Below are 25298 nucleotides of genomic sequence, written 5' to 3' on the forward strand. Positions count from 1 at the left end.
TCGCACCGCCCGCGCCCGGAATGACGAGTGTGTGCTTGTGCGTTACTGCTTCACCAGCGGATCCAGCATCGTGCAGCCACCTTCCGCAATCGGACGCATGATGTCTTCGGCCTTCACCTTGCCCTTGATGGTGAGCAGATCCCATTCCCCCTTGACCTCTGACGGCTTTTTCACTTCTGCCAGCAGCATGTCGTTCATCAACCGACCGTCCTCGCGCACGCGGGCGCCCGGCGCGAAGAAATCGTCCACCGGCATCGCCTTCATCTGACGCATCACGGTGAGGCCATCGTTGTTGTTCGCGGCTTCCGCAGCGCGCAGGTAATGCTTCACGGCGCTGTAGACGCCGGCCTGCGCGTGGGTCGGCATCTTGCCGTGCTTCGCCATGAAGCGCTTGCCGAATTCGCGGCTCTTGTCGTCATTGTCCCAGTAATAGCCCTCGAGATACTGCACGCCCTGCGTGGCTTCGGAGCCGAGTGCCTTGACCGAGGTGAGATAGAAGATCAACACGGCGAGCTTCTGCTTGCCCTCGCCGATCTGGAATTCGCGCGCCTGCTTGATATTGGTGACGGTGTCGCCCGAGGCATTGGCGAGCGCGATCACCTTGGCGCCGGAGGATTGCGCCTGCAGCAGGAAGGACGAGAAATCCATCGTGCCGACCGGATGTTTCACCGCGCCGAGGACCTTGCCGCCGGCAGCTTCCACCACTTTCGAGACTTCCGCCTGCATGGCGATGCCGAATGCATAATCCGCCGTGATGAAATACCAGGTGTCGCCGCCCTGCTTGACGACAGCCTTGGCGATGCCCTGCGCAAGCGAATAGGTATCGTACAGCCACATCGCCGCGGTCGGCGCGCATTGCTTGCCGAACACGTCGGCGGTGGCCGAGCCGACATGCACCAGCACCTTGCCGCGCTCGCGCGCCATGTTCTGCACTGCCAGCGAGATCGCCGAATTGCCGATGTCGAAGATCGCATCGACGCCCTGCTGATCATAGAGATCGCGCGCCAGCGAGACGCCGATATCGGTCTTGTTCTGATGATCCGGCCCGAGCAGTTTCACCGGCAGGCCGCGTACCTTGCCGCCGACATCATCGATCGCAAGCTGCGCCGCAACCACGCTGCCGGTGCCGCCGGCATCGGAGAACACCGAACTCTTGTCGTTCAGCACGGCGATGGTGAGAGGTTTGGTGATGGGTTCGGCAAGCGCCGAACCGTTCAGGCAAGCAACAGCAATGGCAGCCAAGATGCCCATTCGGGTCATTGTCGTTTCCTCGTTCTGGTTTTTATTGAGGAAAGCGTAATGGCGGCCGAATGCCTTGGCCAGCGAAATTTAATCGACCGATTAAATTGAATTCCGACGCGCGGAAAGCATCAGACGACCGATATCGATGCGCTACGCCGCTGCCACCGAACCGCAGCAAGTGCCAGTAGTCCAGCACCGGCCACGGCCCAGCATGCGACAGGCGCCCAGTGCAGCAACGGCGCATAGTCCGGCAGTTTCTGCAGTCCGCCGGCGACCGCGGCCATGCGTGCGAAGGTTGCGAGTGCCAGCGCCGAGAAGACGAGACCGATGACCTTGCCCTCCGCGCCGGTCTCGCCGATCGCCATCGCCGCCGACACCGCGCTCACCATCATGCAGCCCCATGCCGCGCCAGCGATGAATTGCGCTGCAATCAGCATGTTGAGATTGAAAGCAAACTCCGCGCCGATCACCGCACACGCGCCGAGCAATGCGGCTGCCCCGATGGCGACGATGCCGCCCTGACGCTTGACCACGGCGCTGGCCGGAAACATGGCAATGTTGAAGCCTATCCAGAATATCGGCATCAGCCATTCCAGATCGGCCGGCTTGGCGAAGCGCAGGAACATCGGCGCGCTGTTGATGCTGAAATGTAGCTGGAAGCCCAGCGCGAGAATGACCATGGCGCCGACAAAGAGCTGCGGCATGCGGCCAAGCGCGTTGCCCTGCGCCGGCAAAGCCTTTGCCTCGCGGGCACTAACCTGCACGAGGCCACGCTCGACGCGCGACAGCGCCACCGTTACAATCAGCAAAACCAAGCCGGCAAGAACGAAAGGCAGCCGCGGATCGACGCCGCGCAATGTCGCGCCGAGATAGGGCGCCAGCGCACCGGCGACGCCATAGCCGAGCATGGCCAGCGCAGCGAGAAACGGCCGCGACGGGCGCGCGGCATATTTGCCGAGCAATGTCAGCGGCGGCGCACGGAGTGCCGAGGATGTCGCCGACCAGATCACGATCAACACAATGAGTGCGACCTGTGCCTTCGGCCCCTGCCCGGCAACGAAAGGCAGCGCGACGAAGGCTGCGCAGGACACCGCAGTCAGGATGCCGACAATGAGACCGAGCCGCCCGACCACGCGCGCGATCCTGTCGGCGACCAGACCCATCGCCGTATCGGTGACAGTGAAGATCGCCTGATCGAGCATCAGGATGACAATCACGACAGTCGGCGCAATACCGACATCGGCGGCGAGCTTCGGCAGATAGATCACATAGGTGACCCAGCCGAGCGTGAAGATCAGTTGCAGCACGGCGAGATAGACGCCCGCAGCATTGCTGGCGGCGGCCTGTGTGCCGTTTCGTTCCTGCTCGCTCATGGTCCCCTCGCCCCACCGACCATAGAATGGTCGCGACAGCCAAGGAAAGCTTTCAACGCGCAGCGCTCAACAGGTCTCGTTCAACAGGTCTTGCGGAAGGTCAGGTTGATGCGCTGGCCGCCCATGACCGGATGTTCGCCGTCCGGCAGCGGCGCAACGCCATGATACGCCAGCCGCGACGGGCCGCCCCAGACCACGACATCACCATGCGTCAAACGATAGCGCTTCTGAGGCGCGCTGCGGGTGAGACCACCGAACAGAAATGTCGCCGGCAGGCCAAGCGACACCGAGACGATGGGCGCGCGCAGATCCAGTTCGTCCTTGTCCTGGTGCAGCGAGAGTTTGGCGCCGGGCTTGTAGCGATTGATCAGACAGGCATCCGGCACGAAGGCCTCGAAGCCGGCACGAACCGCCGCACGTGCGGCGAGATCGCGAAACGGCGCCGGCATTTCGGGCCACAGCTTGCCGCTGTCGGGATCGACGGGATCGTAGCGATAGCCTGATGGATCGGACACCCATCCGACCCGGCCGCAATTGGTCATCGCGACCGACATGGTGTGACCGCCGGGCGTGATCAGATGACGGAACGGCGCTTGTTTGACGATGACCCGCAGTGCGGCGATCACATCTGGCGCTTCGGCGGCGAAAAAATCACGCAGCAGCACCGCACCCTCGGCGAGATCTTCGCGCGCAGGCTGGGCGTCGGTGATATCGGCGAACAGATCGGTCATGGCTTTGCCACGTTAGCATCGTCACTTCGCATCGTGAAAGATCACACCGAGCGTATGACGCCGGCCGGATTTCACGCGGCTGACGCCATGGCGCAGGTTGACACGATAGCTGCCGCGCGTGCCCTGCACCGGGCGGTGATGCACGGCGAACACCACCGCATCACCCTGCCGCAAGTCTACCACTTCGGCGCGCGACTGCATCCGCGGCCGCTGCTCGGTCAACACGAATTCACCGCCGGTGAAATCTTCCGATGGTTCCGACAGCAGGATCGCGACCTGCAACGGAAACACATGCTCGCCATAGAGGTCCTGATGCAGGCAGTTGAAGTCGCCGGCTTCGTATTGCAACAGCAAAGGCGTCGGGCGGGTCTGGCCGGCGTTGTGGCAGCGCTTCAAGAACGCGGCGTGATCGCTGGGGAATCGCACGTCGATCCCCATCGTTTCGTTCCAGCGATTGGCGATCGTGCTCAATGGTCCGTAGAGCGCCGGACGCAGGCCGGCGATCGGATCGGGCAGCGGATAATTGAAATACTTGTATTCGCCGCGGCCGAAGCCATGGCGCGACATCACGATGCGGCTGCGGAAGTGGGCGTCGTCGGGGTAGAGCGATGCCAGCGCGCGGCATTCGTCGGGAGAAAGAAGCTTGTCGAACACCGCGCAGCCCTGGGCGTCGAGCTCAGCGCCAATGCGCTGCCAGTCGATGCCTTCGACACGCGCTTGCGGCGTGAGGTCGTTTTGCGCGGGCGTCTTTTTCGCCAGTGAAACCATGTCATCGCCTCCGTTATCCGGCCGCGATAAGGTTGTCATGGCCATCCGGCCATTTTGGGGAGATGGGTGGGTGAAGCCACCCGATTTCCGGATAGCAAAGCGGCATGCCCCAAAACGTCATTCCGGGGCGCGAGCGTCGCTTGGCGATCGTGAACCCGGAATCTCGACATGGGAGTCTCCGGGAGCCAAACACCGCGAGATTCCGGGTTCGCGTGCAGCTCGCGCTGCCCGCGCCCCGGAATGAAGCGTGTGAAATTATGCGTGTGTGTGGTTACCCCAGCACCGGCAAGGTCTTCACGTCATAGCCATGGCTGATCTTGCGCTTCAGCACGGGGTCTTCGATCTCGTAGTCGAAGCGCTCCGCCGGGCGGATGCCGCCCTTCGCCGCAAAGGTGCCCCCGAACATCGCGGTGCCATCGGGCAGCTTGTCGCTGTCAAAGCCCTTCTTGATCAGTTCGGCCACCGTCAGCATGCCGCTCAGCAAGCCCTCTTGATACAGCACCTTCTCGCCCTTGATGGTCGCCCAGGAGCGCAGAATGATCTGGTCCCAATGCGGAAGCAGTTCGGAAAGCTCCCACACCACCGGCGCAATCGGCTTGTCGCACATCTGCTTCGACACGGTGATGTTGTAGGTCTCGACCTTGCGGTCGGTATGGTCGGAGCCGACGCCGACATAGGTCTTGCCGCCCGACGCGATCAGGCAGAACTCGACCTCGCCCGACGAATTCTCGTCGGTGCATTCGATCATGCCATCGGTGGTGAAGCGGCGCGCCGAGCAGCGGTAGTAGATCGGCGTCGAGGCCGGCGGCGCGATGCCGAGCGCCTCGAGTTCCTTGATGTGATGATCGCGCGCGACTGGATCGCGGCCGGTCCAGCCGGCGATGACGCCCTGGGTGATCTTGAGCATCAGCGGCGTCTTGGTGCCTTTTGCGTCCAGCGTGAACGCGATCTCGGTGGTCATGCGTATATCCTTGTCTTCCAGAGATTAACCGCGAACGGTGGTTTCAATGCCCGCGGCGAGTTCGAAGATGCGGCGGTCGGAGCCGCCGGCGGCTGCCAGCATCAGGCCGACCGGTGCTTCGTCCGGGGCCGAGATCGGCAGCGAGATGGCGCAGCCGTCGATCATGTTGATCAGGGTGCAGTTGCGCAGCGCCATCAGGTTCTGCTTGGAGAACACCTTGTCGTCTTCCATGTCGGCAATCGAGGGCGGCGTGATCGCGCAGGTCGGCAGCACCAGCGCGTCAAAGGGCGCGATGCGCTTTTCAGTGCGCGCGATCAGCGAACGACGCATCGGCAGGAGATCGAGATAGTCGGCGGCATTCTGGGTCTCACCGCGCTGGATGCGGAGTGCGACTCTGGGATCATAGACGTCGCCCTTGCTGGCGAGCAGATAACGATGCCAGGCATAGCTCTCCGCAGCGGTGAAACCGCCCTTGGTGCTCATCGGCGCGATATCGTTGAACTCAGGCACCTCAATGCGCTCGATGATCGCGCCCTTGTCGGCGAGCTTCTTCAGTGCGCGTTCGAAAGCGGTGGCCACGACGGGATCGAGATCGTCCATCGCCATGGTGGTCGGTACAGCAAGGCGCATGCCCTTGATCGGGCGTGGCGTGAGCTCAAATTCGGGTTCGCCGGCCAGCACGGCATCCATCGCCGCGCAGCAGGCGACCGAGCGTGCGAGAGGGCCGATACTGTCGAGGGTGAAGGACAGCGGCACCGCGCCGTCGAGTGGCACGCGGCGCTGGGTCGGCTTGTAGCCGACGATGCCATTGAAGGCTGCTGGAATGCGGCAGGAACCGCCGGTGTCGGTACCCAATGCCGCATGCGCCATGCCATCGAGCACGGAGACGGCGGCACCGGAGGACGAGCCACCCGGCACATGGCCGACCTCGCGCTTCCACGCGCCCTTGGGTGTGCCGTAATGCGGATTGGTGCCGATGCCCGAATAGGCGAATTCGACCATGTTGGTGCGGCCGATCACCACGAAGCCGGCACGACGCAGACGCGCGACGGTCGGGGCATCGGCATCGGCCGGCGCGGAATCGTCCAGCGCGCGGGAACCGGCGCGGGTCACCTGGCCCTTGATGTCGAACAGGTCCTTGATGGAGATCGGGATGCCCGCGAAGCGCGACGGCGCGGCATTGGCCTTGCGTAAGCTATCCATGGCATCGGCAGCGGCCAGCGCCGCGTCCTTGTCGACATGAATGAAGATGCGCTCGCCCTCGCCGTTCGGATCGGCGATTTTGGCCAGACAGGCTTCGACCAGTTTGCGGGAGGTGGTGCGGCCGGCGGCAAGATCGGCGGCCAGGCTGGCGAGGGTCGGTGCGGTCTGGTGGAAGTCGTTGCTCATGGTCGCGGCATCCTGTGTGTCTTGCCGGACCCGCAAGTGGTCACGGCGCCCGGTCGGTATCGCCGAAAGTGTCCTCGATTTCCAGATCGAGCAGCGCGGAGCTGAGCGATTTGCCATGCGCATCGAGCGCGAGCGATCGCGTCACCCCGCCGCCAAGCGCCTGATCCATGACGAAATTCAAGGCCGCCAGATTGGGCAGTTCATAGCGGACCACCTCGCCCGCGACGATCCCCGCAAACAGGGCCTTCACGCGCGCGGCGGTCACCTGCGATACTATCAACGGATATAGCTTTGCGTCAAAGGCAATTACCGAGATGTTGGAAATGTTGCCCTTGTCACCGGTGCGGGAATGGGCGATCTCGCGCAGCTTCACGTCATGCTCCCTGAACCATCCGTACCAACCTACCCTGTCAGGTTGCAGCGGGACAAGCCTCGCACGTTTTCCAACCGGAATTCCAATTCAAATTCCGTGTCGTCCCGCAGTGAGCAGATACGGCCATGCAGCATGCGCGCTGGACCGCCCCCGGTGGAATGTGGAATGTCCATCCAGAGGACAACGAACGGGGCCAAATCCCCGTCCAAGGGAGAGAACCACGAACATGGCAGAACCTGCCCGCGCGCGCCCGAAACCGACACCTGAAACGCAGCATTACTGGGACGGCGCCAAAGCCGGCGAACTGCGCCTGCAGCGCTGCGACGACTGCAGCAATGTGTATTTTCCGCCGCGGCCGTTCTGTCCGTCCTGCGCCTCGCGCAAGGTCTCGGTGTTCCAGGCCTCGGGCAAGGGTTTCCTCTACAGCTACGTCATCAATCATCGCCCCGCCGCGCCGGGCTTCACGCCGCCTTATGCCATCGCCGTGGTCGAGCTTGACGAAGGTCCGCGGCTGATGAGCAGCATCATCGATTGCCCGCAGACGCCCGAAGCGCTCGAACTCGACATGAAGTTAGAGGTCGCCTTCGAGAAGCTCGACGACACCATCACCCTCCCCGTATTCCGTCCGGCGAAGGGCTGAGATCATGCGCAGAAACGCAGTCGCCGTCGTCGGCGCAGCCGAGACCACCGAACTCGGCGTCATCCCCAACATGTCGCAGATCCAGCTTCATGCGGACGCGGCGCTTAACGCCATCAAGGATGCCGGGCTGAAGCTCTCGGATATCGACGGCATCGCCACTGCAGTCGAGACACCGCAGCAGATCGCGCATTATCTCGGCATCACCCCGACCTGGGTCGATGGCACATCAGTGGGCGGTTGCTCCTTCATGCTGCATGTTCGCCATGCTGCGGCAGCGATCGAGGCGGGCCTCTGCAAGACCGTGCTGATCACCCATGCGGAGTCCGGCAAGTCGATGATCGGCAAATTGCCGCGCTCGATGCCGGCTGACAGCCTGCAGGGCCAGTTCGAGGCGCCCTATGGCGTCTACGGTCCGCCGAGCATGTTCCCGATCCCCGTGCTGCGCTACATGAAGACCCATGGCATCACGCATGAGCAGATCGCGTCCGTGGCCGTGTTCCAGCGCGAATGGGCCGCGAAGAATCCGCGCGCGATGATGAAGGCGCCGATCACCGTCGATGACGTGCTGAACTCGAAGATGATCGCCTATCCATTCCGCATCCTGCAGTGTTGTTTGGTCACCGACGGCGGCGGTGCGCTAATCCTGACCTCGGCGGATCGCGCCAAGGATTTCCCGAACAAGCCGGTCTATATTCTCGGCACCGGCGAGAGCGTAGAAACGCCGATGGTCAGCCAGATGAAGACATTCGATTCATCTGGTGCCTTCACCGTGGCAGGACCGACTGCGTTCCGCGAAGCAGGGATCGCGCACAAGGACGTCGATCACCTGATGATCTACGATGCCTTCGCGCATCTGCCGCTGTATGGTCTCGGCGATCTCGGCTTCATGCCGCATGAGGAAACCGGCAAGTTCATCGCCGACGGCAACACCCGCCCCGGCGGCAAACTGCCGATGAACACCAATGGCGGCGGTCTCAGCTATATGCATTCCGGCATGTACGGCATGTATGCGCTGCAGGAGAGCGTCCGCCAGATGCGCGGCATCGCGCCGGCGCAGGTGCCGGGCGCGAAAATCTCCGTGTGCCATGGCGTCGGCGGCATGTTCGCCGCGTCGGGCACGGTGATTTTTACGAACGAGAAGTAACTCAGTGCCTTCTCCCCGTTTGCGGGGAGAAGGTGGCTCGAATGCGAAGCGCGTTCGAGTCGGATGAGGGGGACTATCCGCAGGCGCGGAGCAAGCGGATAGTCCCCCTCACCCGCCCCGGCTTCGCCGGGACGACCTCTCCCCGCAAGCGGGGCGAGGTTAGAAAACATCAATCACACCACCAAGAGGAACCACTACATGGCATCTACCAAATCGCTCGACGGAAAAGTCATCGTCGTCACCGGCGCAGGGCGCGGCATCGGCCGTGGCATTGCGTTGCTCTGCGCGGCTGAAGGCGCCAAGGTTGTCGTCAACGATCCCGGCGTCGGCACCGACGGTTCGGGCGGCGATGGCGCGGCACCGGCCGAACAGGTCGTCGAGGAAATCACCAAGGCCGGCGGCACCGCCGTCGCTAACTTCGAGTCGGTTGCCGAAGCGGTCCCGGCCAGCAAGATCATCAAGCAGGCCGTGGACACCTACGGCAAGATCGACGGCGTGGTGAACAATGCCGGCATCCTGCGCGACGCGATCTTCCACAAGATGTCGATCGATGCGTTCGAGATGGTAATCAAGGTCCATCTGATGGGCTCGTTCTACACCTCGCATGCCGCCGCGCGTTATTTCCGCGAGCAGAACTCCGGCTCGTTCGTGCACTTCACCTCGACCTCGGGTCTGATCGGCAATTTCGGCCAGGCCAATTACGCGGCCGCCAAGCTCGGCATCGTCGGCCTATCGAAGTCGATCGCGCTCGACATGGGCCGCTTCGGCGTCAATTCGAACTGCGTCTCGCCCTTCGCCTGGAGCCGCATGATCGGCTCGATCCCGACCGAGACCGAAGCCGAGAAGGCCCGCGTCGAACGGATCCAGCGCATGGGTCCGGAAAAGATCGCACCGCTCGTCGCCTATCTGCTCTCGGACGCCGGCAAGGACGTCACCGGACAGATCTTCGCCGCGCGCATGAACGAGATCTTCCTGATGGGCCAGTCGCGCCCGCTGCGCTCGGTCCACCGCGACGAAGGCTGGACCCCGCAGACCCTCGCCGAACACGGTATGCCGGCGTTGAAACCGTCGTTCTACAAGCTCGACCGTTCGGCTGACATCTTCAGCTGGGATCCGGTCTAAGCATCCAATCGGCTCGCCGGAGCAACACTCCCGCGAGCCGACTTCTACAACCCAAAATCGAAAACGAAACGATATTGCTCAAATAGCCATGCATATCGGTCTCATCTGACCTGATATCGCTCAAATTTCGTCATAAAGAATTCAAACGCCGGCCAAGACCGGCTATGCCACCAGCAATCAACGGGTTTGACGTCACGCATCTGCGGACGAAACCGCATTTGCTGGACGAACATCATGACAGATCACGCGGGCGCGATGCCCTCCGCGGCCATGCCGCATTCCAAGCCGCTGAATTCCCCCGCCCGCGTTCTGCTGGCGAGCCTGATCGGCACCACGATCGAATTCTTCGACTTCTACGTTTATGCCACCGCCGCGGTGCTGGTGTTTCCAAAACTGTTCTTCCCGGCTGGCAACGACACCGCCGCGCTGCTGGCGTCTTTCGCGGTGTTCTCGATCGCGTTCTTTGCGCGTCCGTTCGGCGCTGTCGTGTTCGGCCATTTCGGCGATCGCGTCGGCCGCAAGACCACGCTGGTCGCAGCATTGCTGACCATGGGCATTTCGACCGTGCTGATCGGCCTGCTGCCGACGCACGCGCAGATCGGCCTCGCCGCGCCGCTGCTGCTGGTGCTGTGCCGTTTCGGCCAGGGTTTTGGCCTCGGGGGTGAATGGGGCGGCGCGGTGCTGCTCGCCACCGAGAACGCGCCGGAAGGCAAGCGCAACTGGTACGCCATGTTCCCGCAGCTCGGCGCGCCGCTCGGCCTGTTCCTGTCGTCCGGCACGTTCTTCATCCTGCTGCATTTCGTCTCGCCGGAATCCTTCCTGAGCTGGGCATGGCGCGTGCCGTTCCTCGCCTCCATTGTGCTGATCGCCATCGGTCTGTGGGTCCGCCTCTCGATCACCGAGACGCCGGAATTCCAGAAGGCCATCGACAAGGCCGAGCGCGTGGCTGTGCCCGCCATGGAGCTGCTGCGCAAGCACAAGCGCAGCCTTGTGCTCGGCACGCTGGTTGGTCTGATGACCTTCGTGTTCTTCTATGTCTGCACGGCCTATCTGCTGTCCTACAATGTCGGCGTGGCAAAGATGTCGCTGCTCGACGCGCTCAAGGTGCAGATCGCCGGCGCCGTCGCCTTCGGCACCACCAACATCCTGGCCGGCCTGCTCGCGGACAAGATCGGTCGTCGCACGCTCCTGATCGCCAATTGCCTGATGGTGATCGTGTTCTCGTTCTTCCTGGCACCGCTGCTGTCAGGCGGCGTGGCGGGCATCTATGCCTTCGCGCTGATCGGTCTGGCGATCTTCGGCATCAATTACGGCCTGATCGGCGCCGCGCTCGCGGCACCGTTCCCGACCACCGTGCGCTATACGGGCGCGTCGATGACGTTCAATCTGGCGAGCATCTTCGGTGCCTCGCTGGCGCCCTATATCGCCACCTGGCTGCAGGCGAATTACGGTCTCGCTTACATCGGCTATTACGTGCTCGCCGCCGCGGTGATCACGCTCATCGCGATCTTCGCCTCGGACAAACACGAGGTCTGATTTCGCCGGCCGGCGAATGTCGAAGGGGCAGCGCCGGCGCTGCCCCTTTTTGTTTGTCAGTTCGACGCCTGCTGCCGCTTGAGTTCGTTGCGCGCGGCCTCGCGCTCGAATTCGCCGTCGCCCCGGCACACTTCAGCTGCCTGTTTCAGATAAGGCAGCGCCTCCTGCGGTTTGTGCTTCACCATCAAATACTGCCCGAGATAGAACGACACGCCGCAAGGGCCAAAGTCGTCTTCGAGCCGCATCCCCTTCATTTTGGCAAGCATCTCCTCGGGGGTCATCTGGCCGAGATAGACCGCCACCATCGGCCATGGCCAGTCCTTGCGATCGAACGTGTCCGCGTTGCGCTTCAGCTCGCCCATGTCGTAGTCGCCGCTGCGCGCCCGTGCGATGTAGCGCAGCAATTTGGCAAGACCATATTCCGGGCTCTTCTCCACCACATCGCCGAAATCCTCTGCCGCTTCGGCGAAGTGCCCGGTAATGAAGTACGCGTGCGAGCGCCGGTTGCGAATGGCGGGATCATTCGGCGTCAGCTTCAGCGCAGCGTCATAGTTGGGAATCGCGCTGGCGTAATCGCCTTTGCGCGAGAACGCAACGCCACGATTGATGTAGGCATCGACGGTATCGGGAGCAAGCTCGAGCGCCTTGCTATAGTCGGCGATCGCGCCGTCATTGTCGCCGCGCTGCAGCTTGATCTCGGCGCGTCCGTAATAGGCCATGTCCTGATTGGTTGTTGACAGGCGCAATGCGGCTTCGAAATCCGCCAGCGCATGGTCGGAATCGTTGCGCGACAGATAGGCGTTGCCGCGAAACGCCAGCGCCAATGTGTTTTTCGGATCGAGACGGATAGCCGTGGAGAAATCGGCGATCGCGCCCTTCATATCCCCGCTGTCCCGGCGCGCCAGACCCCGGTTGTTATAAAGCGCCGCCAGTTCCGGCTTGAGCCGGATCGCCTCGTCGTGATTTTTGAGCGCGCGGCCGAAATCACCCTTGGCGGCATAGATGGCACCGCGTGCCGCATAGGCAAACGGATAGTTCGGATTGAGCGCGATGGACTTGTCGTAATCGGCGAGGGCGCGATCGTGATTGTCCTGCTTTTCATAAACTGTCGCACGCATGTAATAGCCTTGTGCGCTGTCCGGGCGCATCGCAATGAAAGCCGAGAAGTCGGCCAGCGCACGCTCCAGATTGCCGCGAGACATCTGTGCGGCCCCACGATAGCTCATGGCTTCAGCGCGCTCTGCAGGCGTCGCAGCAGTGTCATCGATGATCTCCGTGCAACCCGCAATCATGCGGTCATTGACCGGCAGACGACATGCATTGTCCGCCTGCGCTGACAATGACGTGACAAACAGCAATGCTGCAGAAGCGATTGCAACACGTATGTGACAGCGAAACGATGACATGGGAACCGCGCATCAAATGAGAGCTTTGGTGTTGGTCGCACGGAACTATCAAAACGTTCACCGCGCTGCGATGCGCGCTTGTGCACCGCCATGATCGCGCGGCAGCAACGAATTGTGTGGCATCCTCGTCGCAACGGTATTTAAACTCCCGGCAACGGCTGGAGAAAACCAGAAAAGCCGGGAGGATGACGATGCCAACTCAGCTCACGCAAGAATCCGCTCACCCCGCCGCACCATCCAACTCACTCAGTCGCAGAAATATCCTGGGCAGTGCCGCAGCATTGGCTGCGACAACGCTAATCGCACCTGATGCCCTCGCGCGCAACTTCGGCCGTGGTGCGGAGCCGCAGCGCTATCCCGATCCTGATATCGTTGTCATCGACGCCAATCGCTTCAAGGCGAAAGTCGGCAACACCGTCATCAAGCGGCTCTATACCGGCTGCCTGTGGGCGGAGGGACCAGCGTGGAATGCGCAGGGTCAGTATTTGATCTGGAGCGACATCCCTGCCAATCGCCAGCTGCGTTATCTCGACGATGACGGCCACATCTCCGAACGCTTCCGCTATCCATCCGAGGAGAGCAACGGAAATTCGTTCGACACCGAGGGCCGCCAGCTTTCCGCGCAGCGCACGCGCCTTGTCCGCTTCGAGCACAATGGCAGCGTCACGACGCTGGCTGAACAAGCAAACGGCAAGCCGCTGAACGGGCCGAACGATATGGTGGTCAATCCGATCGACAAGGCGATCTGGTTCACCGATCCCGGCTACGGCGCCATCAATCTCTATGAAGGACAACGCGCGGCGGCAGGCGTCACGCAACCGCACCAGAAGGAAGCGGTGTATCGCATCGATCCCACGAGCGGCCAGATCAGCAAGGTCGCGGACGATCCGTTCAAGCCGAACGGCTTGGCGTTCAGTCCGGATTACAAGAAGCTCTATGTCTGCGACACCGGCATCACGCATTATCCCAATGCCAAGAATGTCGTCTGGCAATACGACGTCGACGGCGGCAAGCTCTTGAATGGCAAGCCGCTGATCGACATGACGCTGGACGGCAAGTCCGGCTTCCCTGACGGACTGCGCGTCGACACCGAAGGCAATATCTGGGTCGGCGCCGGATGGGTCGGCGAGGGCTATGACGGCGTGCAGATCTTTGCGCCGGACGGCCAGCGCATCGGCCAGATCAAGCTGCCGGAAACCTGCGCCAATGTCTGTTTCGGCGGCAAGAAGCGCAACCGGCTGTTCATGACGGCAAGCCAGTCACTCTATGCGGTCTATGTGGAAACGCAGGGCGCGCATTTCTGTTGAGGGGTGCTTTCCCTCCCTCAAGCGGCGAAGCCGCGCAGTGGGGAGGGTGGCTGGCCGAAGGCCAGACGGGTGGGGTGCCTCCCAAGCGACGGCGCTTGCGGAGGCACCCCACCCGTCTCGACCGCTGCGCGGTCGATCCACCCTCCCCACGGCGCACAGCTTCGCTGTGCTGGAGGGAGGGAGTGAAAGACCTACCCGCTATTCCGCAATCCCGCCGAGATGCCGTTGATCGTCAATTGGATCCCGCGCAGCACCTGCTCGTCCGGATTGTTCGCGCGGTGCTCTTTCAGCAGCTCGACCTGCACATGGTTGAGCGGATCGAGATACGGAAACCGATTGCGGATCGACCGGTCGAGCAGCGGGTTGTTTTGCAGCAGGCGCTCCTGCTCCATGATATCCAGCAGCGTCTCGATGCACAGATGCCATTCGCCGCGGATGCGGCCGAAGATGGTCTCGCGCAGCTTCTGGTCGGCGACGAGCTCAGCATAGCGCGAGGCGATGGCGATGGAGCTTTTGGCCAGCACCATGTCCATGTTGGACAGCAGCGTGCGGAAGAACGGCCATTCGCGGTGCATCTCCTGCAGGAACGCCATGCCCTTGTCGGGATGATTGGCGAGCCACGCCTCGATGGCGCTGCCGAAACCGTACCAGCCAGGCAGCATCAAGCGGCACTGCGCCCATGAGAACACCCAGGGAATGGCGCGCAGGTCCTCGATGGCGCGGGTCTTTTTGCGCGAGGCCGGACGGCTGCCGATGTTCAGCGTCGAGATCTCGTTGATGACGGTGGATTCCCAGAAGTAATCGACAAAGCCTTCGGTCTCATAGACCAGCCCGCGATAGGCCTTGAAGGCCAGTTCGGAAATCTCCTCCATGGCTTCGAGATATTCGCGGCGCGGCGCGCTGTGCTTCGGCGCCAGCAGGCTTGCTTCCAGCGTTGCAGCGGCGAGGATTTCCAGATTGTTGCGGCCGACCTCGGCGTTGGAATATTTGCTGGAGATGATCTCGCCCTGTTCGGTGATGCGGATCTGCCCATCCACCGCGCCGCCGGGCTGCGCGAGGATCGCATCGTGGCTCGGGCCACCGCCGCGGCCCACAGAGCCGCCGCGGCCATGGAACAGCCGCAGCCGGATGTGATGCCGCTCAAACACTTCGATGAGCTCGATCTCGGCCTTGTACAGTTCCCAGCCGGAAGTGACGAAGCCGCCATCCTTGTTGCTGTCGGAATAGCCGAGCATGACTTCCTGCACTGCGCCGCGGCTGTCGACCAGCTTGCGGTAATCATGCAGCGAGAACATGCGGTCCATGATGGCTGCAGAGGCCTGCAGGTCCTCGATGGTTTCGAACAGCGGCACGATATTGATGGCGCTGCGGCCGGAGCAATCCACCAGCCCGACCTCCTTCAGCAGCACCGCGACTTCGAGCATGTCGGAGACGCCCTTGCACATCGAGATGATGCATTGGGGAATCGCCGCTGCGCCGAATTTCGCATGAACCTGCGCGGCCATGCGGAACAGTCCCAGTTCGCCCAGCGTCTCATCGCTGTATTTGACGAACAGCGAGCCCAGCGGCCGCGCATTCTTCAATTCATTCGTCAGCAGCGCGATGCGCGCTTCCTCGCCGAGCGCGAGATAGGACGTGCCGGGCATCGCCGCGTCGATCAGTTCGGCAACGGTGCGCTCATGCACGGCCGAGTTCTGTCGGATGTCGAGGCTGGCGAGATAGAAGCCGAAACAATCCACGGCACGACGTAGCTGCCGCAGCCGGCCGCGGGCGATGACGCCGGAATTGTCGGCGATCAGCGAACGATCGAGCACGTCGAGATCGGCCTTGAATTCGGCCGCCGAGGCGTAGGCCGGGGCATCGCCCACGGCTGCGCGGCGGTTCGGCAATTCGAGCGCGTGGGCCGTCGCCGCCATCCGGGCATAGACGCCGGAGATCGCCAGACGATAAGGCTCGCCAGCGCGGTGCGGCGACGGATCGGGCGAACGTTCGGCCAATGCGCGCAGCTCATCGGAAACATCGGCGAGATGCGCCGCCATCGACAGTTCGGCGCCCAGCGCGTGGAGTTCGTCGAGATAGAAACTGAAAGCGCGCCTGCTCTGCAGCAGCATGGTGCCGCGCATCACATCCGCGGTGACGAACGGATTGCCGTCGCGGTCGCCGCCGATCCAGCTGCCCATGCGCAGGAACGAGCCAAGTTCGTTGCCGCCGCCCTGCGCGCGCAGGCTGTCTTCCAGCGCGCAATGCAGCCGCGGCACTTCGCGCAAAAACGTGTAATCGTAGAACGACAGTCCGTTGGCGACCTCGTCGAGCACGGTCAGCTTGCTCCGGCGCAGCAGGTTGGTCTGCCACAGTGTCACGACGGCACGACGCAACTGTTCTTCCGACGCCTCGATTTCCTCGGCGGTGAGCTGCATGCGCTCGCGCCGGTCCAGCAGTGCCGCGATTTCCATTTCGCGATCGATAGTGCTCTTGCGGCGGACTTCGGTGGGATGCGCGGTCAGCACCGGCGAGATCAGCGCCTGACCGAAAAACTTGCTCAGCAGCGCTGCATCGATACCGGCCTCGCGGGCGCGCTTCACCGCATGGGCCAGCGTGCCGGATGCGTTCGCCGCGTCGACGCGCTGCGCCCGCATGCGGCGAATGTTGTTCTGGTCTTCGGCAATATTGGCGAGATGGGAGAAATAGCTGTAGGCGCGAACGATGCGCACGGTCTCTGCGGTCGACATGCCGTCGAGAATGGCTTCAAGTTCGCGCCGCGCCAGCTTGTCTTCGTCGCGGTGGAAGCGAACCGAGGTCTGGCGGATGTTCTCGACGAGGGCGAACACCGCCTCGCCTTCCTGGTCGCGAACGGTATCGCCGAGAATGCGGCCGAGCAGCCGGATATCCTCGCGCAGCCGGGTATCAGCCTCCTGGGCCGCAATGTCGTCGCCGCGATGGAGTGCGGGTTCTTCGGTGGACAGGGTCAAGGACAAAGGACGCTCCAGGAAGTTGCCGGCACCCCATTTGGTCGCAAGTCATGCTGCGATGCAAGACGAAGTTGCAGGATCCAGCACCAGCCGCGGAACTCAGGCCTTGGGCTTGACCTTGTCGAGGATGCGATCCGCCTCCGAGCGCCAGTCGGCGCTCCGCGCGAAGCACGCCTCGCCCTTGGTGCCGAACAGCCCGTCATCGGCGAGATCGGCGATCCAGCCCTGACGCTCGGCGGTGCCTTCCGCCGACCATGGCGTCAGGCCAATCTCGCGCACGGTCTCCGCGACCTCGCGAACTTCTTCGCTGCGGCGGCGGCCGTGTTCGATGACACGCTGGAAAAAGTAAGCGCCCTGCTTTTCCCAGTCGATCGACGGAAACGTCTCGACCAGCGAGGCAATCACAGCATCCTCGACGCCATAGGCGCGCGCGGTGGTGAAGCTCTCGATCACCATCGCTTCGAGCCCCTTGATCATGATGCTGCGGCACATCTTGGTGGCCGAGGCGACGCCGAGTCTGTCGCTGGCGACTTTCGCATCGAAGCCGATGGCATTGAGCAGCGGCGCGAGATCGCGCGCGCCGGTGCCGCCGAGCAACAGGGGCACCTTGATACGGTATGGCGGGATCGAGGTCATGACCGCGCCCTCGACGTAGCGCCCGCCGGCGCCGTCGATTAGTGCAGCCGCGCGCTGCTTCGCGCCGGGCGATGCCGAGTTGAAATCGAGAAACCATGCCTGCGGCTTCAGACCGGGCACGCAGGCCTGCGCCGCCGGCACAGTCTGGCTCGCAGTCACCGCGCAGACGATGAAATCGGCGCGTGACGCGAGATCGGCATGCGAGGATGCGAGCGTGACGCCATGGGTCTCGGCATGGTCGCGCAGTGGCCCGGCATATTGGCCATCGAGTTTGAGATCATAGGCGCTGACACGGATATCCTGCTTGCGTAGGTCTTCCGCGAGAATGCGCCCGACTTCGCCATAGCCGATCAGCCCGACATGCCACTGGTTCGAACGTTCAATCATGCTTTTTACTGGACCTTGATGTTTGCCGCCTTCAGCACCGGCCCCCATTTGTCCGCTTCGGCATGCATGAATTTGTCGAACTCGGCCGGCGACGAACCGACCGGCGTGGCATCGATTTTCTTCAGCGCCGCCAGCACCACCGGATCCTTCAAGGCCGTCACCAAATCCGCATGGATCTTCGCCACGACATCGGCCGGCATGCCGGCGGGTCCGAGGAAGCCCCACCACACCGCCGTATCATAACCGGCGACACCGGATTCGGCGACCGTCGGCACATTGGGCAGCGCCGCAGACCGCGTCGCCGTCGTCACGGCCATGGCGCGAACTGCACCGCCTTCGAGCTGACCGACGATCTCGGGCAGCGGATTGATGCTCATGGGAATGTCGCCGGCAATGACGGCCGTGAGCGCCGGCGCACCGCCCTTGTAGGGGATCGAAACGATCTTCGTGCTGGCCATATGATTCAGCAATTCACCGGCGAGATGCGCGGACGTGCCGTTGCCCGACATGCCGTAGGACAGCGAGTCCGGCTTGGCTTTCGCCTGCGCCAGCAGCTCCTGTAGGTTCTTCGCCGGATTGTCTTTCGACACCACGATGGCCAGCGGCGAATAGGCGACTTCGCTGATCGCGGTGAAATCCTTGAACGTGTCGTAGGGCAGCTTCGGGTAGAAGAACTGGTTCAGCGGATGACCCGACGCCACGAGGATCAGCGTATAGCCATCGGGCGGCGACTTCGCGAGGGCCTGCGAGGCGATGATGCCACCGGCGCCTGGACGGTTGTCCACCACGGGCTGCTGGCCCCAGGTCTTCGACAGCGACTGCGCAAAGGTGCGCGCCAGCACATCAACGGCGCCACCGGCCGCATAAGGTACGAGGATCGTCACCTGTTTGCTGGGAAACGTCTGGGCGTGCAGCGACGGGCTGGTGAAAGACAGCGCAGCCGCCATGGCGACGGCCAGTTTCATGGGCCCACGCAAGGAAACAGGCAAAGACACGGGCATGGATGGTCGTCCCTCTTGTAATATCGCGCAACAATCTCGTGTCGTTGCTACTTGATAGTGCTACTTGGCTGCGGTCGCAGCGCGCAATCCGGAACGTGCGATGGCCGCATCGACCAGTCCCTGCGCCTTCACATCCTCGGTGAATTTGCGGACAAATGCCATCCCCTGATCGCGCCCCTTGGGGATCGCGACGGCATGCCGTTCGACGCCCCAGCGACCATCCAGCACCTTCGCGCCCGGCGCCTGCTCTGCGAGTTCGAACAGAGTCGCCTTGTTGGTGGCAAACACATCAATGCTGCCGGCTGCCAGCATCCCGGGCGCGAGCCTGATGGCGGGCACGCGGACGACCTCGGCATTCTTCAGGTCGCGCGATAGCACCGCATCGGATGAACTACCGGCGGTGACGCCGACATGGACACCTTTGACATCGACGTCCTCCGGCCGGACTACCTTGGAATCCTTATTAACGAGATAGCCGAGGTCGCTTTCGAGATAGGCCGGACCGAAATCCATGTCCTTGGCGCGTGCGGCCGACGCATTGGTGAAGGCGGCATCGACGGCGCCCGTCTTCACCGCTTCGAGAACCTCGGCGTTCTTCGAAAACACCACCGGCTCATAGGGCACGCCCAATTGCCGCGCCAGCTCCTTGCCGAGATCGTAGCCGACGCCACGCGGGCCTTCGGTTTGCGATACGAGAATAGACGTCGGTGTTCCCGGATAGAGACCAACGCGCAACTTGCCTGTTGGCGCAAGGATCTGCCTCGGCTCGAGATCGACGGCAACTGCAGGACTGGCAAACGCTGCAGCCAGAAGAGCGATCACCGCGATCTGCGCGGCAAGTTTGTTTCCAATCATTGCCACGCGCATCATCGTCCTCCTAGATCGTCCGCCCAGCCTTGGCCCAATAGGGATCACGCAGTCTCCGCTTGAAGATCTTGCCGGAGTCTTCCCGCGGCAGATTGCTCTGGATCTCCATCTGCTTCGGTACCTTGTAATCTGCCAGCGCCTTCTTGAGGTCCGCGCGCACCGTCGCAAGGTCGAGCACCACGCCAGGCTGCGGCTCGATCACCGCCATCAGCGACTCGCCGAATTCCTCGTCGGGAATGCCGAACACCGCGCAATCATGCACACCGGGGAGCGCATGCAGCGCGGATTCGATTTCGGCGGGATAGATGTTGACGCCGCCGGAGATCACCATGTCGCGCTTGCGATCGCAAATGAAGACATAACCGTCGGCATCGAGATAGCCGACATCGCCCGAGGTGATGAAACCGTCGCGGTCGATCTCGGCGCGCTTCTCGGGCTTGTTGTGATAGGTGAAATCCGGATTGCCTGATATGCGCGAATAGATCTCGCCGATCTCACCTTGTGGCAGGATCTGGCCGTCGTCACCCAGGAAACGCAATTCAGCGCCGGGCGCGATCTTGCCGACGGTGCCGGGCTTCTTCAGCGCGTCCTCGGAATTGGCGAAGGTCACCGCGCCGGATTCCGTCGAGCCGTAGAATTCGTAGATCACCGGGCCCCACCAGTCGATCATCGCGGTCTTCACATCGGCCGGGCACGGCGCAGCGGCGTGGATAATATGGCGCAGCGACGACATGTCGTATTTCTTGCGGACATCCTCCGGCAACTTCATCAGGCGGATGAACATGGTCGGCACCATGAAGATGGTGTCAATCTTCTCGTCCTGAACGACACGCAGAAACTCTTCGGGATCGAAGCGCGGCATCAGCACCAGCGTGCCGCCGAGACGCCCGGCGCGCAGCGCGAAGGCATTCGGCGCCGAGTGATAAAGCGGTCCAGGCAGCAGAGCGCGGGCACCGGGCTTGAGACCATAGACGCGCGCGCGCATCTGGTCTGCGGACGCGGCCTGCTCTGCCGTCGGCGCGAAGCGGCGCACTCCCTTCGGATGGCCGGTGGTGCCCGATGTGTAGATCATGTTGTGCGGCTGCGGCAGCGCGGGGCCGTCATAGGGCGCCTGTTCCGTCAGCCAGGATTCCAGATCGATGGCACTATCGGGGGTGCCGAGCCGTGCGGGATCGATCTTGTAATTGGCAACAATCTCCGGCGGCGTCGGCACGCTCAGCGACACGATACCTTGCGGGATCGCATCGCGCAGTTGATGCAGCATATCGGCATGGGCGATCAGAATGTTGCTGCCGGAGTCCTTGATGACATAGGTGATCTCCTCCGGTTTGAAGTGCCAGTTCACCGGCACGCCGTAGGCGCCGAGCTGCGCCACCGCATAGGCGGCTTCGATAAATGCGATGTCGTTGCGCATCAGGATGCTGACGCTGTCGCCCTGCTTGACGCCGAGCCGCGACAGACCGCCGGCGATGCGGCTGGCACGTTCGGTCAGTTCGGCAAAGCCGCGGCGGCGATCGCCTGACATGACGCCTTGGGAGAGAGAGCTTATCGACATGGATACGTTTCCGGGTGTTGTTGTTTTTAGTTTTAACGAGGCCTCTCAGCCGTCATTACAAGGAGCCTCTCGGCGACGAAGCAATCAAAGCTCCGTCATGGCCGGGCTTGTCCCGGCCGTCCACGTCTTAGAACCTGGCCAAGACGTGGATACCCGGCATTCGCCGAGCATGACGATGTACTGTGTGGCTGACTCTACGAACCGCATTTTCGGTCAGACTCTCAGGATGAGGACGAAGTTTTTCAGTCCACAAATCTCGGCGCGCGCTTCTCGATATTCGCGCGCACGGCTTCGGTCTGGTTTGGTCCACCCATCAGTTTCATCTGCTCGACGGATTCGGCGAGCAGCGCAGGACCGGGATCGATGGCGAGATTATTGAGCATGCGCTTGGCGGCGCGGATTGCATCGGGACTCTTGCCGGCGATCTCGCGTGCGGTCTCGAGCGCGGCAGCGCGCGGATCGTCGCAGATCCGCGTGGCAAGGCCGTAGCTCAGAGCTTCCTGCGCCGAGAAGATGCGGCCGGTGTAAGTGAGATCGCGCAGGATGTCATCGCGTACGAGACTGGCGAGGATCGGCGTGCCGGCCATATCGGGCACCAGGCCCCATTTGATTTCCATCACCGACATCCGCGTGTCCGGCGCGAGAAAGCGCATATCAGCACCGAGCGCGACCTGGAAGCCGCCGCCGAAGGCGACGCCGTGGACTGCTGCGATGACCGGCACCGGCAATTGGCGCCAGCCCCACACCGCCTGCTGGGAATGATTGCAAAGACCATGGGTGCGCAGCGCGAGGTCGCGCTTCTGCGCGCCGCCGATACCGTCGCCGCCATTATCGTTCATCGCGGCGAATCGTCCCATGTCAAGGCCGGCGCAGAACGCCCGGCCCTCGCCGGACAGCACGACCGCACGCAGCCCCTTCTCGCGGCTGAGACGATCGGCGGTATCGACCAATGCCGCGAACATCGCCGCATCCAGCGCATTCATCTTGTCCGCGCGGACCAGCCGAACATCGGCAACGCCGTCCGTCATGGACACAGAGATGCGGTCTTCCATGGGAGGTTTCCTTCCTAGACTTGTTTTTTCTTCCCGCTTTACACGCAAGCGGTATCGGGTTTAGTCAATCAACTAATTAACCCGTCCGCATCCTCTTAAAGCAGGACCCTCCCATGTTCAATCAGCAGCTCCTCGCAGGCCGAAAAATCCTCGTCACCGGCGGTGGCACCGGTCTTGGCAAATCGATGGCGGCGAAATTTCTCGAGCTCGGCGCCGAAGTGCACATCTGCGGTCGCCGCAAGGCTGTATGCGACGAGACCGCAACCGAGCTGATGGCGGAATTCGGCGGCAAGGTCACCAGCCACGGCGTCGACATCCGCGACTCCGCGGCGGTCGACGCCATGATCGAGGGTATCTGGGCCGATGGCCCCCTCACCGACCTGATCAACAACGCCGCCGGAAATTTCATCTCGCGGACACAGGACCTCTCGGCGCGCGGTTTCGACGCGGTCGCCAATACGGTGATGCACGGCACGTTCTACATGACCCACGCCGTCGGTCGCCGCTGGATCGCCGACAAGGTGCCGGGCAATGTCGTGTCGATCACCGTGACCTGGGTGCGGAACGGCAGCCCCTATGTGGTGCCATCCGCCATGAGCAAATCGGCGATCCACGCCATGACCATGTCGCTGGCCACCGAATGGGGCCGCTACGGCATCCGCCTCAACACGATTGCACCCGGTGAAATTCCGACCGAAGGCATGAGCAAGCGCATCAAGCCCGGCGACGAAGCCGGTGCGCGCACCCGCGCGCAGAACCCGATGGGCCGCGTCGGCAAGATGGAAGAGCTGCAGAACCTCGCAGTGTTCCTGATCTCCGGCGGCTGCGACTGGATCAGTGGCGAGACCATCGCCATGGACGGCGCACAGGCGCTCGCCATGGGCGGCAACTTCTATCAGCTGCGCGATTGGTCCGATGCCGAGTGGATCCAGGCGCGCGACAGCATCAAGGCGCAGAACGAGAAGGACAAGGCGCAGCGGGGGTAACGCGCTGCGCGCTCAAGCACTACTGCCAATGTTCGTCATGGCCGGGCTTGTCCCGGTCATCCACGTCTTGGCCATAGCCATAAAGTGAAGAAAGGCGTGGATGGCCGGGGCAAGCCCCGGTGTGACGGAGTTTGTCGTGAGCGACCGCGCGAGTACGTCCCACACGAAGGTGCTCATCCCACCGCACTGCAAAACCTTTCTCATCTTGTCAGCTCTCCCGGACGCCCGCACACTCTCCGCAACTAATAAACTGCGGGAGGGAGACACATGTCCGTTGCGGAAGCGGCCACACTGGCCGATGTCATTCGCGTCCAAGCACAGACGCGCGGCGATTCAATAGCGCTGGTGTTCGAGGGCCGCGACACCAGCTACAAGTCACTCGATCGCAATGCCAATCGCGTCGCCAACGGGCTGATGGCGCTCGGTGTCAAGCCGAACGAGCGCATTGCCTATCTCGGCAAGAACAGCGACCTCTTCATCGAACTCCTGATCGGCGCCGTGAAGGCCAAGGTGGTGATGGCGCCGGTGAACTGGCGGCTCGCCGGACCGGAAATCGCGTTCATCGTTGACGACGCGAAGGCACAGGTGCTGTTCGTCGGACCGGAATTCGTCGATCTGGTGCGCAGCCTCAAGCCGCAAATGCCGGGCGTGCGCATCGTCATGACCACGGAAGGCGGTGCACCAGAGTGGCAGGACTTTACTGCCTGGCGCGACGCGCAGAGCGAGCGCGCCCCGAACCTCCCCACCACCAAGGACGATGTCGCGATCCAGCTTTACACGTCGGGCACCACAGGCAAGCCCAAGGGCGCGATGCTGTCGCACCAGAATTTCCTGTCGCTGTTGCGCATCGGCGGCACCGACGAGAACCCCGACTGGAATGTCTGGACCGCCGATGACGTTTCGCTGGTGGCGATGCCTGTATTTCACATCGGCGGCGTCGGCTGGGCGGTGTTCGGCCTCTATCACGGCGCCAAGAACGTGATCGCCAGGGAGTTCGACCCAAACAAGGTGCTGGATTTCTTCCGCGACTACGGCATCAGCAAACTGTTCCTGGTGCCGGCAGCCATGCAGTTCATCGTGCGGCAGCCGCGCGCGCGGGAGATGGATTTCGCGCGCCTGAAATACATTATGTATGGCGCGTCGCCGATCCCGGCTGCATTGCTCAAGGAATGCATCAGCGTGTTCGGCTGCGGCTTCGTGCAGATGTATGGCATGACTGAAACCACCGGCACCATCGTGGTGCTGGCGCCCGAGGATCATATCGAGGGCCGCGACTGCATGCGTTCAGCCGGCAAGGCACTGCCGGGCATCGAGATCGCCATTCTCGATGCCGACGGCAAGCCGCTGCCAACAGGTGAAGTCGGCGAGATCGCAACGCGCTCGGCATCCAATATGGTGGGCTACTGGAACCTGCCGGATGCAACTGCGCGCACGCTCGATCGCGACAACTGGCTACGCACCGGCGACGCCGGCTATCTCGACAGTGACGGCTTTCTCTACATCCACGACCGCATCAAGGACATGATCATCTCCGGCGGCGAGAACATCTATCCCGCCGAAGTCGAGAGTGCGATCTGCGATCATCCGGATGTGGCGGAGGTCGCCGTCATCGGCATTCCCGATGATACATGGGGCGAAGCAGTGAAGGCCGTGGTGGCGCTGAAACCAGGCAAGGAGCTCAGCGCAACCGACCTGATGAAGTTCACGCGCGAGCGCATCGCGGGATTCAAGGCGCCGAAGACGATCGACTTCATCACGGCGCTGCCAAGAAATGCGTCGGGGAAGATCCTGCGGCGGCAGTTGCGCGATCCGTATTGGGTCGGGAAAGAGCGGCAGGTGAATTGAGAACCTTG

General features: G+C 62.6%; 21 protein-coding genes. 7 read left to right on the forward strand and 14 right to left on the reverse strand.

What is annotated here, in order from left to right:
* Positions 1-42: 42 nt before the first annotated feature.
* The 7 genes from CIW50_RS10570 to CIW50_RS10600 form a co-directional block, all read right to left on the reverse strand.
* Positions 43-1260 carry an ABC transporter substrate-binding protein gene (locus tag CIW50_RS10570; RefSeq protein WP_149531169.1) on the reverse strand — a complete coding sequence of 406 codons (1218 nt, stop codon included), beginning with the start codon at positions 1258-1260 and terminating at the stop codon, positions 43-45.
* A gap of 110 nt (positions 1261-1370) precedes the next feature.
* Complete coding sequence (locus CIW50_RS10575) at positions 1371-2615, reverse strand: MFS transporter (RefSeq protein WP_149531170.1); 1245 nt, start codon at positions 2613-2615, stop codon at positions 1371-1373.
* Between the two features lie 80 nt (positions 2616-2695).
* Positions 2696-3346, reverse strand: coding sequence for a DNA oxidative demethylase AlkB (gene alkB / locus CIW50_RS10580; RefSeq protein ID WP_149531171.1), 651 nt, complete (start codon positions 3344-3346; stop codon positions 2696-2698).
* 21 nt (positions 3347-3367) lie between these two features.
* Positions 3368-4114, reverse strand: a complete 747-nt coding sequence (locus CIW50_RS10585) for a 2OG-Fe(II) oxygenase (RefSeq protein ID WP_149531172.1) — start codon at positions 4112-4114, stop codon at positions 3368-3370.
* Positions 4115-4385: 271 nt separating this feature from the next.
* Positions 4386-5075 (reverse strand): DUF2848 domain-containing protein, encoded by a 690-nt coding sequence (locus CIW50_RS10590; RefSeq protein ID WP_149531173.1) that lies wholly within the window; start codon positions 5073-5075, stop codon positions 4386-4388.
* A 24-nt stretch (positions 5076-5099) separates the two neighbouring features.
* Positions 5100-6464 carry an amidase gene (locus CIW50_RS10595; RefSeq protein ID WP_149531174.1) on the reverse strand — a complete coding sequence of 455 codons (1365 nt, stop codon included), beginning with the start codon at positions 6462-6464 and terminating at the stop codon, positions 5100-5102.
* Between the two features lie 40 nt (positions 6465-6504).
* Positions 6505-6837 carry an AtuA-related protein gene (locus CIW50_RS10600; protein WP_068735784.1) on the reverse strand — a complete coding sequence of 111 codons (333 nt, stop codon included), beginning with the start codon at positions 6835-6837 and terminating at the stop codon, positions 6505-6507.
* A 226-nt stretch (positions 6838-7063) separates the two neighbouring features.
* Here CIW50_RS10600 and CIW50_RS10605 point away from each other — a divergent pair, with 226 nt between their 5' ends.
* From CIW50_RS10605 to CIW50_RS10620, 4 genes are all read left to right on the forward strand, one after another.
* On the forward strand, positions 7064-7477 hold the full coding sequence (locus CIW50_RS10605) for a Zn-ribbon domain-containing OB-fold protein (protein ID WP_149531175.1): 414 nt from the start codon (positions 7064-7066) through the stop codon (positions 7475-7477).
* 4 nt (positions 7478-7481) lie between these two features.
* Complete coding sequence (locus tag CIW50_RS10610; protein ID WP_149531176.1) at positions 7482-8621, forward strand: thiolase C-terminal domain-containing protein; 1140 nt, start codon at positions 7482-7484, stop codon at positions 8619-8621.
* A gap of 198 nt (positions 8622-8819) precedes the next feature.
* Entirely contained in the window at positions 8820-9743 is a 924-nt protein-coding gene (locus CIW50_RS10615; RefSeq protein ID WP_149531177.1) for an SDR family oxidoreductase, read from the forward strand.
* Positions 9744-9977: 234 nt separating this feature from the next.
* Complete coding sequence (locus CIW50_RS10620; protein WP_149531178.1) at positions 9978-11279, forward strand: MFS transporter; 1302 nt, start codon at positions 9978-9980, stop codon at positions 11277-11279.
* Between the two features lie 56 nt (positions 11280-11335).
* On the opposite strand, the gene CIW50_RS10625 is transcribed toward CIW50_RS10620, so the two are convergent.
* Positions 11336-12571: a tetratricopeptide repeat protein gene (locus tag CIW50_RS10625; RefSeq protein ID WP_172980288.1), complete on the reverse strand. Its 1236-nt coding sequence runs from the start codon at positions 12569-12571 to the stop codon at positions 11336-11338.
* Between the two features lie 305 nt (positions 12572-12876).
* On the opposite strand from CIW50_RS10625, the gene CIW50_RS10630 reads away from it, so the two are divergent.
* A complete protein-coding gene (locus tag CIW50_RS10630) occupies positions 12877-13992 on the forward strand; it encodes an SMP-30/gluconolactonase/LRE family protein (protein ID WP_149531180.1) in 1116 nt (371 codons plus the stop codon).
* Between the two features lie 191 nt (positions 13993-14183).
* Here the strand turns inward: CIW50_RS10630 and ppc are convergent, their stop codons facing one another.
* The 6 genes from ppc to CIW50_RS10660 all read right to left on the reverse strand — a co-directional run bounded on the left by ppc (position 14184) and on the right by CIW50_RS10660 (position 22459).
* Positions 14184-16967, reverse strand: a complete 2784-nt coding sequence (ppc, locus tag CIW50_RS10635; RefSeq protein ID WP_149531181.1) for a phosphoenolpyruvate carboxylase — start codon at positions 16965-16967, stop codon at positions 14184-14186.
* Positions 16968-17060: 93 nt separating this feature from the next.
* Positions 17061-17984, reverse strand: coding sequence for an NAD(P)-dependent oxidoreductase (locus CIW50_RS10640; protein ID WP_246664215.1), 924 nt, complete (start codon positions 17982-17984; stop codon positions 17061-17063).
* A gap of 5 nt (positions 17985-17989) precedes the next feature.
* A complete protein-coding gene (locus tag CIW50_RS10645; protein ID WP_349636740.1) occupies positions 17990-18931 on the reverse strand; it encodes a tripartite tricarboxylate transporter substrate binding protein in 942 nt (313 codons plus the stop codon).
* 114 nt (positions 18932-19045) lie between these two features.
* Positions 19046-19840, reverse strand: coding sequence for a transporter substrate-binding domain-containing protein (locus CIW50_RS10650; RefSeq protein WP_149531597.1), 795 nt, complete (start codon positions 19838-19840; stop codon positions 19046-19048).
* Positions 19841-19862: 22 nt separating this feature from the next.
* Positions 19863-21407, reverse strand: coding sequence for an acyl-CoA synthetase (locus CIW50_RS10655; RefSeq protein WP_149531184.1), 1545 nt, complete (start codon positions 21405-21407; stop codon positions 19863-19865).
* Positions 21408-21649: 242 nt separating this feature from the next.
* Positions 21650-22459, reverse strand: coding sequence for a crotonase/enoyl-CoA hydratase family protein (locus CIW50_RS10660; protein ID WP_149531185.1), 810 nt, complete (start codon positions 22457-22459; stop codon positions 21650-21652).
* A 113-nt stretch (positions 22460-22572) separates the two neighbouring features.
* Here CIW50_RS10660 and CIW50_RS10665 point away from each other — a divergent pair, with 113 nt between their 5' ends.
* Both CIW50_RS10665 and CIW50_RS10670 read left to right on the forward strand, forming a co-directional pair.
* Positions 22573-23445 carry an SDR family oxidoreductase gene (locus CIW50_RS10665; RefSeq protein WP_149531186.1) on the forward strand — a complete coding sequence of 291 codons (873 nt, stop codon included), beginning with the start codon at positions 22573-22575 and terminating at the stop codon, positions 23443-23445.
* Between the two features lie 267 nt (positions 23446-23712).
* On the forward strand, positions 23713-25290 hold the full coding sequence (locus tag CIW50_RS10670; protein ID WP_149531187.1) for a fatty acid--CoA ligase: 1578 nt from the start codon (positions 23713-23715) through the stop codon (positions 25288-25290).
* The last annotated feature ends 8 nt before the right edge of the window (positions 25291-25298 follow it).

The organism is Tardiphaga sp. P9-11, from assembly GCF_008329525.1.
GTDB lineage: Bacteria > Pseudomonadota > Alphaproteobacteria > Rhizobiales > Xanthobacteraceae > Tardiphaga.

What these genes read in the sequence shown, in the direction of transcription:
- CIW50_RS10615 (WP_149531177.1), top strand. Translation starts at nt 8,820, where the DNA reads ATGGCATCTACCAAATCGCTCGACGGAAAAGTCATCGTCGTCACCGGC.
- CIW50_RS10625 (WP_172980288.1), bottom strand. Translation starts at nt 12,571, where the DNA reads ATGATTGCGGGTTGCACGGAGATCATCGATGACACTGCTGCGACGCCT.
- CIW50_RS10670 (WP_149531187.1), top strand. Translation starts at nt 23,713, where the DNA reads ATGTCCGTTGCGGAAGCGGCCACACTGGCCGATGTCATTCGCGTCCAA.
- CIW50_RS10605 (WP_149531175.1), top strand. Translation starts at nt 7,064, where the DNA reads ATGGCAGAACCTGCCCGCGCGCGCCCGAAACCGACACCTGAAACGCAG.
- CIW50_RS10610 (WP_149531176.1), top strand. Translation starts at nt 7,482, where the DNA reads ATGCGCAGAAACGCAGTCGCCGTCGTCGGCGCAGCCGAGACCACCGAA.
- CIW50_RS10590 (WP_149531173.1), bottom strand. Translation starts at nt 5,075, where the DNA reads ATGACCACCGAGATCGCGTTCACGCTGGACGCAAAAGGCACCAAGACG.
- alkB (WP_149531171.1), bottom strand. Translation starts at nt 3,346, where the DNA reads ATGACCGATCTGTTCGCCGATATCACCGACGCCCAGCCTGCGCGCGAA.
- CIW50_RS10655 (WP_149531184.1), bottom strand. Translation starts at nt 21,407, where the DNA reads ATGTCGATAAGCTCTCTCTCCCAAGGCGTCATGTCAGGCGATCGCCGC.
- CIW50_RS10665 (WP_149531186.1), top strand. Translation starts at nt 22,573, where the DNA reads ATGTTCAATCAGCAGCTCCTCGCAGGCCGAAAAATCCTCGTCACCGGC.
- CIW50_RS10650 (WP_149531597.1), bottom strand. Translation starts at nt 19,840, where the DNA reads ATGATTGGAAACAAACTTGCCGCGCAGATCGCGGTGATCGCTCTTCTG.
- CIW50_RS10620 (WP_149531178.1), top strand. Translation starts at nt 9,978, where the DNA reads ATGACAGATCACGCGGGCGCGATGCCCTCCGCGGCCATGCCGCATTCC.
- CIW50_RS10570 (WP_149531169.1), bottom strand. Translation starts at nt 1,260, where the DNA reads ATGACCCGAATGGGCATCTTGGCTGCCATTGCTGTTGCTTGCCTGAAC.
- CIW50_RS10585 (WP_149531172.1), bottom strand. Translation starts at nt 4,114, where the DNA reads ATGGTTTCACTGGCGAAAAAGACGCCCGCGCAAAACGACCTCACGCCG.
- CIW50_RS10575 (WP_149531170.1), bottom strand. Translation starts at nt 2,615, where the DNA reads ATGAGCGAGCAGGAACGAAACGGCACACAGGCCGCCGCCAGCAATGCT.
- CIW50_RS10595 (WP_149531174.1), bottom strand. Translation starts at nt 6,464, where the DNA reads ATGAGCAACGACTTCCACCAGACCGCACCGACCCTCGCCAGCCTGGCC.
- CIW50_RS10640 (WP_246664215.1), bottom strand. Translation starts at nt 17,984, where the DNA reads ATGATTGAACGTTCGAACCAGTGGCATGTCGGGCTGATCGGCTATGGC.
- CIW50_RS10630 (WP_149531180.1), top strand. Translation starts at nt 12,877, where the DNA reads ATGCCAACTCAGCTCACGCAAGAATCCGCTCACCCCGCCGCACCATCC.
- CIW50_RS10645 (WP_349636740.1), bottom strand. Translation starts at nt 18,931, where the DNA reads ATGGCGGCTGCGCTGTCTTTCACCAGCCCGTCGCTGCACGCCCAGACG.
- CIW50_RS10660 (WP_149531185.1), bottom strand. Translation starts at nt 22,459, where the DNA reads ATGGAAGACCGCATCTCTGTGTCCATGACGGACGGCGTTGCCGATGTT.